This is a genomic window from Dactylosporangium sp. CA-139114, from assembly GCF_050955725.1.
GTDB lineage: Bacteria > Actinomycetota > Actinomycetes > Mycobacteriales > Micromonosporaceae > Dactylosporangium.
In genome coordinates, this window is the sequence record NZ_CP192080.1 from 7,687,080 (window position 1) to 7,700,929 (window position 13,850).

Annotated in this window: 13 protein-coding genes; 6 read left to right on the top strand and 7 right to left on the bottom strand. The window is 74.9% G+C overall.

The window, feature by feature from the left end:
• Positions 1–9 precede the first annotated feature (9 nt).
• From ACQP2P_RS34285 to ACQP2P_RS34315, 7 genes are all read right to left on the bottom strand, one after another.
• Positions 10–966, bottom strand: a complete 957-nt coding sequence (locus tag ACQP2P_RS34285; protein WP_433608001.1) for an ABC transporter permease — start codon at positions 964–966, stop codon at positions 10–12.
• Positions 967–1,007: 41 nt separating this feature from the next.
• Positions 1,008–2,603, bottom strand: a complete 1,596-nt coding sequence (locus ACQP2P_RS34290) for an ABC transporter substrate-binding protein (RefSeq protein ID WP_433608003.1) — start codon at positions 2,601–2,603, stop codon at positions 1,008–1,010.
• Between the two features lie 65 nt (positions 2,604–2,668).
• On the bottom strand, positions 2,669–3,811 hold the full coding sequence (locus ACQP2P_RS34295) for a sialidase family protein (protein WP_433608005.1): 1,143 nt from the start codon (positions 3,809–3,811) through the stop codon (positions 2,669–2,671).
• 112 nt (positions 3,812–3,923) lie between these two features.
• Positions 3,924–4,913, bottom strand: coding sequence for a Gfo/Idh/MocA family protein (locus tag ACQP2P_RS34300; protein ID WP_433608007.1), 990 nt, complete (start codon positions 4,911–4,913; stop codon positions 3,924–3,926).
• A 28-nt stretch (positions 4,914–4,941) separates the two neighbouring features.
• Entirely contained in the window at positions 4,942–5,685 is a 744-nt protein-coding gene (locus ACQP2P_RS34305; RefSeq protein WP_433608009.1) for an SDR family NAD(P)-dependent oxidoreductase, read from the bottom strand.
• Positions 5,682–6,434, bottom strand: coding sequence for an MBL fold metallo-hydrolase (locus tag ACQP2P_RS34310; protein WP_433608011.1), 753 nt, complete (start codon positions 6,432–6,434; stop codon positions 5,682–5,684). Before ACQP2P_RS34310 ends, ACQP2P_RS34305 begins: the two co-directional genes overlap by 4 nt.
• Positions 6,431–7,336, bottom strand: a complete 906-nt coding sequence (locus tag ACQP2P_RS34315; RefSeq protein ID WP_433608013.1) for a dihydrodipicolinate synthase family protein — start codon at positions 7,334–7,336, stop codon at positions 6,431–6,433. Before ACQP2P_RS34315 ends, ACQP2P_RS34310 begins: the two co-directional genes overlap by 4 nt.
• 166 nt (positions 7,337–7,502) lie before the next feature.
• Here ACQP2P_RS34315 and ACQP2P_RS34320 point away from each other — a divergent pair, with 166 nt between their 5' ends.
• From ACQP2P_RS34320 to ACQP2P_RS34345, 6 genes are all read left to right on the top strand, one after another.
• Positions 7,503–8,294: an IclR family transcriptional regulator gene (locus ACQP2P_RS34320; protein WP_433608015.1), complete on the top strand. Its 792-nt coding sequence runs from the start codon at positions 7,503–7,505 to the stop codon at positions 8,292–8,294.
• Positions 8,295–8,486: 192 nt separating this feature from the next.
• Complete coding sequence (locus ACQP2P_RS34325; RefSeq protein WP_433608017.1) at positions 8,487–8,867, top strand: RidA family protein; 381 nt, start codon at positions 8,487–8,489, stop codon at positions 8,865–8,867.
• On the top strand, positions 8,864–10,126 hold the full coding sequence (locus ACQP2P_RS34330; RefSeq protein ID WP_433608019.1) for an aspartate aminotransferase family protein: 1,263 nt from the start codon (positions 8,864–8,866) through the stop codon (positions 10,124–10,126). The genes ACQP2P_RS34325 and ACQP2P_RS34330 overlap by 4 nt, the downstream gene beginning before the upstream one ends.
• The gene (locus tag ACQP2P_RS34335) at positions 10,123–11,568 is read left to right on the top strand and encodes a M81 family metallopeptidase (RefSeq protein ID WP_433608021.1); all 1,446 of its coding nucleotides are present in this window, start codon (positions 10,123–10,125) and stop codon (positions 11,566–11,568) included. The genes ACQP2P_RS34330 and ACQP2P_RS34335 overlap by 4 nt, the downstream gene beginning before the upstream one ends.
• Positions 11,565–12,626: a pyridoxal-phosphate dependent enzyme gene (locus ACQP2P_RS34340; RefSeq protein ID WP_433608023.1), complete on the top strand. Its 1,062-nt coding sequence runs from the start codon at positions 11,565–11,567 to the stop codon at positions 12,624–12,626. Before ACQP2P_RS34335 ends, ACQP2P_RS34340 begins: the two co-directional genes overlap by 4 nt.
• Positions 12,627–12,978: 352 nt before the next feature.
• Positions 12,979–13,746: an SDR family oxidoreductase gene (locus ACQP2P_RS34345; protein WP_433608025.1), complete on the top strand. Its 768-nt coding sequence runs from the start codon at positions 12,979–12,981 to the stop codon at positions 13,744–13,746.
• The last annotated feature ends 104 nt before the right edge of the window (positions 13,747–13,850 follow it).

The window sequence follows — 13,850 nt, forward strand, 5'->3', positions numbered from 1 at the left end:
GGGGGCCTCCTACAGCCGGATTCGGGGATCGATGAGCGCGTAGGCGACGTCGGCCAGCAGGTTGCACAGCAGGACCAGCACCGCCACCGCCATCACGAAGCCCAGCAGGATCGGGTAGTCGCGGGCGAGCACGGCGTCCAGCGCCATGCGGCCCATGCCGGGCCAGGCGAAGATCTGCTCGACGACGACCGCCCCGGCGAACAGCGTCGGGATCTGGATCGCCACGACGGTGACGAGCGGAATGAGGGCGTTGTGCAGGGCGTGGCGGCCGATGACCCGTCGTCTCGTCAGGCCCTTGGAGCGGGCCGTGGTCAGGAAGTCCTGGCCGAGCACCTCGAGCATGCCGGCCCGGGCGTAGCGCACGTAGGGCCCGGCGAGGGCGAAGCCCAGGATGCAGGCGGGCAGCACCAGGTGGTGCAGCGAGTCGAGCAAGCCGCCGCCGCCGATCGAGTGCATCCCGCTGGTGGGCACCCAGCCGAGCTTGAGGCCGAAGACGTAGATGCCCAGCAGCGCGCCGAAGAAGCTCGGCACCGAGATGGCCAGCAGGCTCACCACGGTCGTGCCGTAGTCCACGGCGCTGTTGCGCCGCAGCGCGGCCACGATCCCCATCGGGATGCCGGCCAGCAGCGAGATCAGCAGGGCGGTGCCCATGAGCGACACCGTCGGGCCGAGCCGCTCGGCCATCACCTGCGTGACCGGCTGGCCGCTGCTGAACGAGAAGCCGAGGTTGCCGCGCAGCAGCTCGGCGACCCAGTGCAGGTACTGCACCGGCAGCGACGCGTCGAGCCCGAGCTCGTGGCGGCGCAAGGCGACGGCCGCGTCCCGGTCGCCGGAGAACGACATCGGATCGATCATCATCTCGGCCGGATCGCCCGGCATGAGCTGCAGCAGGACGAACAGCAGCACGCTGATGCCGACCAGCACCACCGCGGACACCAGCAGGCGCCGGACGAGAAACGCGATCACATGCTCACTCTCCTCTCGAGACGCGGCCGTCGGGGGCGGGGTCAGCTCACCGACCAGTCCGCGGCGTTCCAGAACGCGTCCACGACCGACGGGTTGAGCTGGAAGCCCTTGAGCCGGTCGCTGGTCGCGGCGATGGTGTTCGGCACGTACATCACGAGGATCGGCATCTGCTCGTTGACGATCTTCTGCGCCTGCGCGTAGATCTGCTGGCGCTGGGCCTGGTCCTTCGTCGCGATGCCCTGGTTCAGCAGCGCGTCGAGTTCCTTGTTGCAGTACGCGGTGATGTTCGTGCCGCCGACCGCCGCGCACGACAGCCGGGCGTTCATCGAGGCCGGGTCGATGGTGAACAGGCCGTAGGAGGAGATCAGCAGGTCGAAGTCCCGCTTGCCGATCGCCTGGGACAGCTCGGCCGCCTGGTAGTTCTGCACCTTGGCGTTGATGCCGGCCTCCTTGAGCTGCGCCGCGATGATGGTCGCGGCGGTGTCGCGGTCGCGCTGGCCGGGCGTGAGCTCGATGCGCACCTCGGTCGCCGGGTTCCAGCCCGCCTGCGCCAGCAGCGCCTTGGCCTTCGCCGGGTCGTAGCCGTAGTGCGTGAGCCCGGACGGCACCGCCCACGACGGGCCGTGCACGAGCGTGTCGACGACCTTGCCCTCGCCGTTGAGCACCTGCTTGACGAGGGCGTCGCGGTCGATGGCGTACATGATCGCCTGGCGCACCAGCGGGTTGGCGAGCTTGCCGGAGTCGACCGCGGTGTGCAGGGCGAAGATGCCGGGGCCGTCGGCCCGCTGCAGCTTCACGCCCTTGAGCCCCTCGACGCGCTTGGCGTCGGGCGCGGCCACCTGGGCGTAGTCCAGCTTGCCGGTCTGCAGCTGGGCCATGGCGGCGTCGGTGGTGAGGTACTGCGCGAAGACCCGGTCGAGGCCGAGCTTCTTGCGGTAGTTCGGGTTGGCCTTGAACTCGACCTGGTCGGCGGTGACCCACCGGGAGAAGACGTACGGGCCGAGGCCGACGGTCGGGTTGCGCCAGAACGGGTTGTTGGTCAGCCCGTCGACCGGGAGCTTGCCGACGACGTGCTCGGGCAGGATGAACATGATCGGCTGGACGAGCTCGTCGAGGAACGCGACGTTGGGCTGGTCGAGCTGGATGACGAAGGTGTTGTCGTCGGGCGCCTGGAAGCCGGCCACGCTCGTCGCCGTGCCGTCCTTGACCGCCTTGGCCCCGTTGACGTTCGCGAACTTGCCGGCGTAGCCGCTGCCGCTCTTCGGGTTGGCGTAGAGGTTGTAGGTGAACACGACGTCCTTCGCGGTGAACGGCGTCCCGTCGCTCCACTTCACGCCCTGCACGAGGTGGAAGGTCCAGGTCTTGCCGTCCGCGCTGACCTCGGAGCGCTCGGCGAGCCGGGCGCCGTAGGTGCTGTCGCCGGCCGCCGAGACCAGGGAGTCCCAGTGCAGCTGCTCCATCAGGTGGTCGGGGCCGATCGAGGCCAGCAGCGGGTTGAACCCGCGCGGGGCCTGGTAGAGCTGGACGGTCGCATCACGGCTGCCGCCGGCGTCGCCACCGCTGGGGCCGGAGCAGCCGGCCAGCGCCAGGGCCAGCACGGCGAGGCCGGCCAGCAGGGCGCGGGTGTGTCGTCGCATGATCATGAGCCTTCCAGGAGTCAAAAACGACTGGTCAACGGGGTACCGCCTGGTCAACGGGGGCTCTACGCGAGCCGGAGCTGGTTCCACGCGACGTAGCGGCCCCGGTCGGGAGCGAAGCTGTAGAAGATGACCAGGACGTCGCCGCCGGGCAGGTTCGCCATGGCGGGGTAGCCGCACTGGTACTCGGCGGTGTACCGGTACCCGTGCGGGTCGGCCAGCGGGAGCGGGTCGCCGAACGACCGGCCCTCGTCGTGGCTGCGGCGCACCTCGACACCGGGGGTGTCGTCGCCGCCTTCCGGTGCGCACCGGCGGGTGGCCAGCAGCAGGCTGCCGTCCTCGGCCCGGTGCAGCAGGGGGGACATGCCGGTGAAGCCCAGGGGGACGTACGGGCTCCACGTCTCGCCGGCGTCCGCGGACTCGGCGCGGTACAGCCGCATCGTGGTGTCGCCGCCGATGCCCTGCTGGCGCACGATCGCGAGCAGGCGCCCGGCGCCGAGGTCGAGCACCGAGGTCTCGTTGAACCCGTCGATCGGGCTGTGCGGCCGGAACGCGGGGTCCGTGGTGACCGAGACGTCGGGGTTGCCGTCGGCGCCGAGCCCGGAGACCTCCGGCGAGGCGTACGCGCCCGCGAGCCGGGCGTCGGGGTCGAACGCGATCGTCGGGCCGACGCTCCAGGACGCCCCGGCGTCGGTGGAGACCAGCAGCGCCGAGCGCCACCGCTCCGCCGCCGTGCGCTGGCCCCAGATCGGCCACAGCAGCCGCCCGTCGGCCGGCTCGACGATCTCGCCGTAGACGGCCGGGCTGTGGAAGTCCAGGTCGATCGGCTCGCCGCCGGTCCAGCTGCGGCCGCCGTCGCACGAGCGCAGCAGGTGGGCCGAGATGACCCGCCCGGCCACGCCGAGCCCCGGGGTCCAGCGCACGCCGTTGTACGGCAGCAGCAGCGTCCCGTCGCGCAGGGTCGTGATGGCGACCGCGTTGAGGACCGCGTCCTGCCCGTCGCCGGGGGTGGCCACGATCTGCGGCGCGGACCAGGTGCGGCCCTCGTCGCCGGAGCGCACCACGCCGACCGTGCCGCCGGGCCAGCCGTCCGGCACCGTCGAGAACGACGCGACGAGCTCGCCGCCGGCGGTGCGCGTGAGCCCCGGGAACATCGCGGGGACCGCGTCGACGACCACGCCGACGCCGGCGATCTGGAACTGCGTCACCCGAGCCTCCAGCGTTTCATCTAGTGAATCGTGCGTTTTATTTTTTGGGAATGTAGACCGTGGTGGTATCGGGGTCAAGATCGGAGCGCGGGAGTCATGCGGCACGCGCGTTTCAATCCGGCAACGACAGCTGGTGCCACCGCTGGGTCGCAACGGCCGCGCGGACGGCCTCGGACGCGGCGAGCGCGGCGACGCCGTCGGCGAGGGTCACCACGGGCTCGGCCTCGCCCCGCGCGACGGCGACGAGATGGGCGGCCTGGCGGCCGAGCGCGGCGGCCGGCGGCTCGGGCAGCTCGTGCAGCTCGGTGCGGGTCCCCGTCTGAGTTGTGGTCCGGGTGGTGGTCCGGGTGGTGATGGTGCCGCGGCCGAAGTCGGCGAGCAGGCCGCCGCCGGTGCCGAGCACCTGCACGGTCCGGGTGCCGACGGGCTCGAGGTAGTCGAGGTGGAACGTGGCGCGCAGGCCCGAGGCGAACTCCAGCAGCCCGTCGACGCAGTTCGGGCGCTCGACGTGCGGCACCGCCTCGACCGTGCGCGCCGCCGCGAAGGCGCGCGTGATCGGGCCGAAGCACCAGCGCAGGTAGTCCCACTCGTGGGAGTAGTCGCGATAGAGGCGGTCGGGCTCGGGGGTGGCGAACCGGTCCACGGCGGCCTCGATGGTGCCGTAGGCGCCCAGCATGACGTGGACCGCGACGGGCTCGCCGACCTCGCCGGCGGCCAGCAGCTCCCGGGTGCGCTGGACGACGAGCCGGTGGCGCAGCACGTACCCCACCAGCGCGGCCGTCCCGGCCCGCCCGACGTGCTCGGCCGCGTCCCGGGCCTCGGCGAGGGTGGCCGCGACCGGCTTCTCGACCAGCAGCGCCGCGCCCGCGTCGGCGGCGGCGCGCAGCTGCGGCACGTGGACGTGGTCGGGGCCGGCGATGACCACCGCGGCCGGGCCGGCGTCGAGCAGGTCCGCGTAGCCGGCCACGGCGCGCTCGACCGCCGGGTGCGCCTCGGCCGCGGCGCGCCGGCCGGGATCGGGGTCGAACGCGACGAGCCGGACCCCGGGCAGCTGCGCGAAGGCCGCGAGGTGCTGCCGGCCGATCGATCCGAGCCCGCTCACGCCGATGAGCATCGTGTCGTCCTCCGCATCAGTAGGCCGTCCAGCCGCCGTCGACGACCAGCCCGGTGCCGGTGACGTAGGACGCCTCCGGGGTGCACAGCCAGGCGACGGCGGCGGCGATGTCGGCCGGGTCGCCGCGGCGCCCGAGCGGGGTGCGCCGGTCGAACGGGCCGTCGCCGGGGGCCGGGCCGCCGGGGCGCACCACGATGTCGCCGGGCGCGACGTGCACGGCCCGGATGCCGCGCCCGGCCAGCTCGAAGCCCAGCGCGCGGGTGAGCCCGGCCAGGCCCGCCTTCGCCGCGACGTAGGCGGAGGCGTCGGCCTGCGCGGCGTACGCCGCCACGCTGGTGATGTTGACGATCACGGAGCCGGGGGGCATGTGCGGTACCGCGTCACGGGCACACCGGAAGGGCGCCTTGAGGTTGACGTCGATGACGGCGTCGAGCCGGTCGTCGCCGTATTCCTCGAACGGTGCGGAGGCGGCGGGGCCGGTGATCCCGGCGTTGTTGACGAGGATGTCGATCCGGCCCCGGTACCGCAGCGCCGCGTCGATGAGCGCCCGGCACCCTTGCGCCGTGGCGAGGTCGGCCCCGGCCGGATGGATCGTGCGCCCGTCGGCCGCCAGCCGCCGCGCCGCGTCCTCGGCCCCGGCCTGGTCCAGCGCGCCGAGCACGACCTGCGCCCCGTCGTCGGCCAGCCGCGCGACGATCCCGGCCCCGATGCCCGTCGCCCCGCCCGTGACGAGCGCGACCTTGCCGGCCAGGGCGCTCACGGCAGCAGCCCCGGCGGGAGCGCACCCCGGTCGAGGTGCCCGACCGCCGCGTCCAGGTGGGTGTGGGCGTCGCGCAGCACCGGGGCGCCGTGGCCGGGCAGGAGCACGTCCGCGGCCAGGTCCCGCACGGCCCGCAGGCTCGCGGCGAGCTCGCCGAGGTCGGTGTCGGGCGTGGCCAGGACGGCGACCCGGCCCCGGGCGAACACCAGGTCGCCGCTGAACAGCGCCCGGGCGCCCGCGTCGCGGTAGGAGAAGCAGGCGTGGCCGGCGGCGTGCCCGGGCGTCGGGTGCACCTCGACGGTGAGCGCCCCGACGCCGAGCCGGGGAGCGTCCAGCGGGTGGACCGGGACCGCGGGCGGGTGCAGGTGGGGCGGGTAGACCCCGGCCCGCCGGGCGGTGCGCAGGCCGGAGGCGTCCTCGTCGGCGGCCGCGACGATGGCCGCGGCCGGGGCGAGCGCATGCACGGTCGCGCCGAGCAGCCGGGCCAGCTCGGCGGCCCCGCCGGCGTGGTCGGCGTGGGCGTGGGTGAGCAGGATGCGCGACACCGGCCGCGCGCCCAGCACGGCCCGCACGTTCGCCGCGATCCGGTCGGCGGCCAGCCCGCAGCCGGCGTCGAGCAGCACCGCGTCGGTGCCGCCGTCGAGGAGGTACACGTGCGAGTCGTGCGCGTCGGTGAGCCCGAAGCCGAGGGTGCCGCTGCCGACGAGGGTGACCCGCGGCGTGAGCCGGACCGGGGCCGGCCAGCTCACCGCGGCTCCTCGCGGGCCTCGCGCAGCACGGCGCGGACGTGCCCGGCCGCCTCCGCGCCCACCTGGACGAAGGGTGCGCTCAGGGTCGCGGTCTCGATCACGCCGAGCTCGACCAGGGCCGTCTTGAGCGCGCCGATCGCGCCGGCGGTGAAGGAGGCCTCGCCGTGCGGGCCCTCGTAGATGCGGTGCAGGTACGCCAGCCGGTCCTGCCGCCGGCGTGCCTCGGCCCACTCGCCCCGCCCGGCGGCGTCGGCCAGCGCCCGGTGCAGGGCGGTGAACACGTTCGCGAGTCCGGGCACGGCGCCGGTGAAGCCGAGCTGGAGCGCGGCGTCGACGCAGGTCTCGGAGCCGGTGAGCAGCCGGACGCCCGGCGTGTCGCGGCCGACCGCCAGGACCGCCGCCCGATGGCCGCCGAGGTCGCCCGAGCTGTCCTTGACGCCGGCCAGGACGCCCTTCGCGACCAGGTCCGCCAGCAGGGCGGGGCCGACGGGGCTCGGGACGCGCGAGGGCACGTGGTAGGCGATCACCGGACGTCCGCCCGCCTCGGCCACGGTGGCGAAGTGGGCCGCCAGCTCGGCCGGGGCGAGCGGGAACATCGACGGCGGCGGGACCAGCAGGGTGTGCGCGCCCGCGGCGGCGAACCGCGCGGCCAGCTGCGCGGCCTGGCGGGTGTTGAGGGCCGGGACACCGGCCATGACCTCGTGCCCCGTCGCGGCGGCGGTGGCCACGACGGCCTCCTGCTCGGCCGGCAGCAGGTGGCCGCCCTCGCCGGTGGAGCCGAGCACGAGCACGCCGTCGGCGCCCTCGGCGACCACGTGGCGGACGAGCCGGTCCAGGGACGGCAGGTCCGGCGCACCGGCGGCCGTGAGCGGAGTGATTAGGGGCGGGACGACCTCGGGCACTGGGGGCTCCCTTCCGCGCCGGCAATGTAGCGAAGAGAATGAAACTGTCGTTCTAGCACGTGGTATACCTTCTAGTCGTCCGCGTGGATCATGTCAATGCTCGAAACAGGCTTGGTACACGATGGGCAGCGCACAATGAGCGGACCGTCAACAGGGGAGGCAAGCCATGCAAGACGACGACGCCGCAGGCCAGGGCGGCGGGGCGGCGTACTCGATCCGCGCCGTCGACCGGGTGTGCGACCTGCTCGACGCCCTGCAGCAACAGCCGGCGACGGGGATGTCACTGGCCGCGCTGGCGGAGGCGGTGTCGCTGCCGAAGAGCTCCACGCTGCGGTACCTCTCCGCGCTGGAGGCCCGCAGCTACGTCGAGCGCGACCTCGACGACGGCGGCTACCGGCTCGGCCTGGCGTTCCGGCCGCAGCGCTTCGACTACCTCGCCGCCCTGCGCGACGCGGTCCTGCCACCCCTGGTCAAGCTGCGGGACCGGTTCGAGGAGACGATGAACTTCGCGGTGCTCGACGGCATCGAGGTCGTGCACGTCGAGGTGGTCGAGAGCGAGCGACGGGTGCGCCTGGCGGCCAGCCGGGGCGAGCGGGCCTGCCTGCACTCGACCGCGACGGGCAAGGTGATGGCCGGGCAGATCCCGGAAACACGGCTGCGCGCCATCCTGGAGCAGACCGGCATGCCCGTGTTCACCGCCGACACGATCACGTCGATCGACGTGTTCCTCAACGAGGTCAAGCTCACCGCGGAGCGGGGCTGGGGCCTCGACGACTGCGAGAACCAGCCCGACGGCCGCTGCGTCGCGGTGCCGGTCGACGGCCTCGCGGTGCCGGCGGCGCTGAGCCTCAGCGCGCCCGCCTCGCGGTTCGCCTCGGAGGACGCCCAGCGCATCGCGCACCTGCTCAGGAAGCAGATGACCGCCCTGGCCGACGCGGCCCGCGCCGTGCCCCGCTGACGCCCGGCCGGCCGCGCGCCGGGGCGGCGACCGGCGGCGGCGAGCCGCGAAGCGCCAGGCGGGACCCACGAGACGAGATCATCTTTCGCGGGCCGAGGGGTTGACGGGAGGCGGGGCGGGGCGGCAGGGTGTCGAAACGGAACATCAATTGCAGCTAGTGAAACGGTGGTGTTCGTGCGGTACCCAACGCCCGTGACAAGTCCCGCCATCGGTCCCGTGGCCGGGCCCTACAGCCCCGCGGTGCGCGTGGGCGACCTGCTGTTCGTCTCCGGACAGGGGCCGTTCCGGCCCGACGGGACCATGGCCGGCCCCGCCTTCCGCGACCAGGCCGGCACCGTGCTCGACCACATCGCCGCCCTCGCCGAGGCCGCCGGCACCAGCCTCGCCCACACCGTGCGGCTCGGCTGCTTCCTGAGCACCCTGGACCATTTCGCCGAGTGGAACGCGATCTGCGCCGAGCGCCTCAGCGCCCCGCTGCCGGCCCGCACCACCGTCCCCGTCGCCCTGCCCGGCTTCGACATCGAGGTCGACGCCGTGCTGTGGATCCCGCCCGCCGGCGAGGACGCGCGATGAGCGCCGACCTCGCCAAGCGCGCCGCGGCCGTCCTGCCCGGCGGGGTGAACTCCAACGTCCGGCTCCCCACCGCCCAGACCTTCTTCGCGCGCGGCAACGGCCCGCGGCTGTGGGACGTCGGCGGCAAGGAGTACGTCGACTACCTGCTCGGCCAGGGACCCGCCTTCCTGGGCCACGCGCACCCCGAGGTCAACGCGGCCGTGGCCGAGGCCGTCACGCGCGGCATGGTCTACGGCGCCCAGCACGCCCTGGAGGTCGAGGCGGTCGAGAAGCTCCTCGCCGCCGTGGGCTGGGCCGACATGGCGCGCCTCGGCGTCTCCGGCACCGAGGCGGTGCAGGGCGCGCTGCGGCTGGCCCGCGCCGCGACCGGGCGCCGGAAGGTGATCGGGTTCGCCGGGCAGTACCACGGCTGGCTCGACACGGTGCTCATGGCGCACGGCCCGGACGGGTCCGGCCCCGGCTCGCTCGGCCAGCCCCCGCAGTATCTCGCCGACTGGGTCGTCACCCCGTTCAACGACGCCGAGGCGCTGCGGGCGAGGTTCGAGGCGCACCCGGGCCAGATCGCCGCGGTCATCCTCGAGCCGATGATGTGCAACAGCGGGGCGATCGCGCCGCGGCCCGGCTTCCTGCAGCGGCTGCGGGAGCTGTGCACCGAGCACGGCGCCGTGCTCATCTTCGACGAGGTCGTCACCGGCTTCCGGCTCGCCTTCGGCGGCGCCGCCCAGCGCTTCGGCGTCACCCCGGACCTCGCCATCTACGGCAAGGCGGTGGCCGGCGGCTGGCCGGTCGCGGCCATCGCCGGGCGCCGGGAGCTGCTGGAGCTGTTCGGCGACGGCCGGGTCAACCACTCGGGCACCTTCAACGCCTCCGTCATGGCCGCGGCCGCGGTGTCGGCGACCATGGACGTGCTGGGGCGGGGCACGCCGTACGTCACCGTCGAGGAGCACGGCACCGCGCTCATGACCGGGCTGCGCGCGATCGGCGAGCGCCACGGCGTGCCGCTGCACGTCCAGGGGCTCCCGGCCGCGTTCCACGTCTCCTTCCGGGCCGGGGACCGGCCGGACACCACCGTGGTCGACCACGCCTCGCTGCAGTCGCTGGACCTGGCGCGGTACACCCGCTTCGGCAAGGTCCTCGCCGAGCACGGGATCTGGGTCGCCGGGCGCGGCATCTGGTACGTCTCCGCCGCCCACGGCGAGCCGGAGCTCGCCGACGCCCTGGCCCGCTTCGAGCGCGCCCTGCGCAACGAGGCCGGATGACCCCGCCCCGGGTCGCGGTGCTGGGGCTGTGGCACGAGACCAACACGTACGGGCCCAACCCGGCCGACCTGGCCGCGTTCGAGGCCTTCGAGCTCGTCGACGGCGAGGACGTGCGCCGCCACCACCACGGCGACCGCTCCGTCATCAGCGGCTTCCTGGCCGCGACCGAGCTCGACCCGGTGCCGGTCTACTCCGCCGGCGCCTGGCCCTGCGGCCCCGCCCCGGCCGCGACCCTCGCCACGCTGCTGGACCGGCTCACCGCCGCGCTCGCCGCCGACGCCGCCGACGCGCCCTTCGCCGGGGTGCTGCTGAACCTGCACGGGGCGATGGTCGCCGAGGGCACCCCGGACGTGGAGGCGCTGCTGCTGCGGCGCGTCCGCGCGATCGTCGGCGACGTGCCCGTCGCCGCCGTGCTCGACCTGCACGCCAACCCCTCCCCCGAGTTCGTCGGCGCGTGCCAGGTCGTGCTCGCCTACGACACGTACCCGCACGTCGACATGTGGGAGCGCGGGCGGGAGGCGGCCACCCTGCTGGCCGAGGTCCTGGGCGGCCGGGCGCTGCGCACGACCCTGGCCAAGGCGCCGCTGCTCACCTGCCCGCTGGCCCAGTCCACCGACGCCGAGCCGATGCGGGGGCTGCTCGAACGCGCCCGCGCGCGGGCCGCGGCGGCCGGGTGCGCCCGGATCTGCCTGACGCCCGGGTTCGCGTACAGCGACGTGGAGCGGGCCGGCATCGGGGTGCTCGTCGTCGCCGACGCGCACCTCGCCGCCGCGGCCGCCCGGGTCGCCAACGAGACGGTCGCCGACGTCGAGGCGCAGGACTTCACCGTGCGACGCCCCGGCGTCGGGGCCGCCGTGCGCGAGGCGCTCGCGACGCCGGGACCGGTCGTGCTCGCCGACGTGGCCGACAACATCGGCGGCGGGAGCCCCGGCGACGGCACGGCCCTGCTGGCCGAGCTGCTCGCCCAGGGCGCCCCGGACGCGGTGGTCGTGATCGCCGACGCCGAGGTCGCGCGGGCCGCGGCCGGCGTCGGCGTGGGCGGGACGATCACCACGGCGCTGGGGGCGAAGGCGGACGCCCGGCACGGCAGCCCCGTGGAGCTGACCGCGCGGATCGTCGGCGTCACCGACGGCGCCTACACGACGGCCGGGTCGTGGATGACCGGCCAGACGTTCCAGATGGGCACGACGGTCGTGCTGCGCACCGGCGGCCTGCGCATCGTCGTCACCGAGCGCGCGACCCCGCCGTTTCACCGCGAGCACCTCACGTCGGTCGGCATCGACCCGGCCACGGTGGCGGTCATCGTCGCCAAGGGCGCGGTCGCGTGGCGCTCGGCGTTCCCCGACGCGGCCCACGCGATCGAGGTCGCCACGCCCGGCGTCTGCCCGGTCGACGTGACGACACTGCCGCGCACCACGGCCCCGGCCCGGGTCGTCGCGTGATCCCGCCCGGCATCTGGCGCTTCGCCGACCGGCTTCCCCTGGCCGACCCGCGCCACGCGGTGAGCCTCGGCGAGGGCGGCACCCCGCTGCTCGACGTCACCGACGCGCTCGGCCTGCCGGCCGGCGTCACGGTGCACGTGAAGGCCGAGCACCTCAACCCGACCGGCTCGTTCAAGGACCGCATCGCCGCCGTCGCCCTGTCGCTGGTGCGGGAGCGGTCGCTGCGCGGCGTCGTCGGCACCTCGTCGGGCAACGGGGGCGCGGCCGCGGCCGCCTACGGGGCCCGGGCCGGCCGGCCGGTCGTCCTGCTCGCCCTGGCCACCGCCCCGCCCGAGAAGCTGGTGCAGATCCGCTCCGCCGGGGCGCGGGTGCACCTCACCGACGGCCTCGGCCACGACCCCCACACCACGCTGCGGGTGGCGGAGCAGGTGCGGGCCGCCGCCGGGCGCCACGGGTGGCTGGCGCTGCTGACCGGCGGCCGGTACGCCCCGGAGATCATGTACGGCGCCCGCACCATCGCCTACGAGCTGGCCGAGCAGGCGCCGGACGCCACGCACGTCTACGCGCCGATCGGCGGGGGCGGCCTCTACGCCTCCCTGTGGCGCGGCTACCGCGACCTCGGCGGCGCGGTGCCGCGGCTGGTCGCCGTCCAGCCAAGCGGCTGCCCGACGGTCCGCGACGCCCTCGCCGGCGGCCCCGGCGTCCTCGCCGAGCCGAGCACCACCGGCATCTCCGGCCTGCAGGTCGCCACCCTCTTCGACGACGACGTGCCGGCCGCCGTCGCCGGCTCCGGCGGGCACCTCACCGAGGTCACCGACGAGCGGGTCGCGGCCGCGCACGCCCGCCTGGTCCGCCTCGGCGTGTCGGTCGAGCCGGCCGGGGCGACCGCCCTCGCCGGGCTCCTCGACGACGCCGACGCGGGCCGCCTGCCCGCCGGGGCGCGGGTCGTGCTCGTGGCCACCGGCGCCGGCTGGAAGGACGTGCACGCCCTGTCGTCGCTGGCCGGCCCCGGCCCCCTGCCGCACGGCGCCGCCGATCTGGAGGAGCTGCTCGCATGACCGGTCCGGAGCGAAGCGGAGGGGCCGGGCATCAGGAAACGCAGCTCGGCGGTCAGGCCGCCGACGAGCGAAGCGAGGAGGTGGCATGACCGGTCCGGAGCGAAGCGGAGGGGCCGGGCATCAGGAAACGCAGCTCGGCGGTCAGGCCGCCGACGAGCGAAGCGAGGAGGTGGCATGACCGGTCCGGAGCGAAGCGGAGGGGCCGGGCATCAGGAAACGCAGCTCGGCGGTCAGGCCGCCGACGAGCGAAGCGAGGAGGTGGCATGACCGGTCCGGAGCGAAGCGGAGGGGCCGGGCATCAGGAAACGCAGCTCGGCGGTCAGGCCGCCGACGAGCGAAGCGAGGAGGTGGCATGACCGTCTTGGACGCGTTCTCGATGGCCGGGCGCACGGCGGTCGTCACCGGGGGCACCGGCCTCTACGGCACCCCGATCGCCCGCACCCTGGCCGAGGCCGGCGCGCACGTCGTGGTCACCTCGCGCGACCGGGACCGGGCCGACGCGGCCGCCGCGGCGCTGCGGGCCGACGGGCTCGCCGCCTCCGGCCTGGCGCTCGACCTCACCGACCCGGAGTCGATCGCCGGCCTCGGCGGCGTCGACGCCGACGTCCTCGTGAACAACGCCGTGCACCGGCAGGGCGGCGACCTCTTCGGCACCACCGCCGCCGACTGGGACGCGACCTCGGCCGCGAACTCCCGCGGCCTGTTCCTGGCGACCCAGGCCGTGGCCCGGCGGATGGTCGAGCGCGGCTCGGGCGGCGCGATCCTGAACATCGGCTCGATCTACGGCATCACGGGGCCCGACTTCGGCCTGTACGAGGGCACCGCGATGACCATGCCGCTGTTCTACGCCTACGACAAGGCGGGCATGTCGGGCCTGACCCGCCACCTGGCGTGCCAGCTGGGCCCGCACGGCATCCGGGTCAACTGCCTGGCGCCGGGCGGCCTCGCCGACGGCACGCAGCCGGCATCGTTCGTGCGGCGGTACGAGGCCCGCACGCCCCTGGGCCGCCTCGCCCGGGAGCAGGACGTGGCCGGGGCCCTGCTGCTGCTCGTCTCCGACGCCGGCGCCTACATCACGGGCGTGACGCTGCCGGTCGACGGCGGCTTCACCGCCCACTAGCGATGGACGCGACAGCCGGCGCCGGTGGCCCGCGTCGCGGCGAGGTCCCCGGCGGCGAAGCCCCCGGCGGCGAAGCCCCGGCCGGCGCAAGATCGTCCATCGTC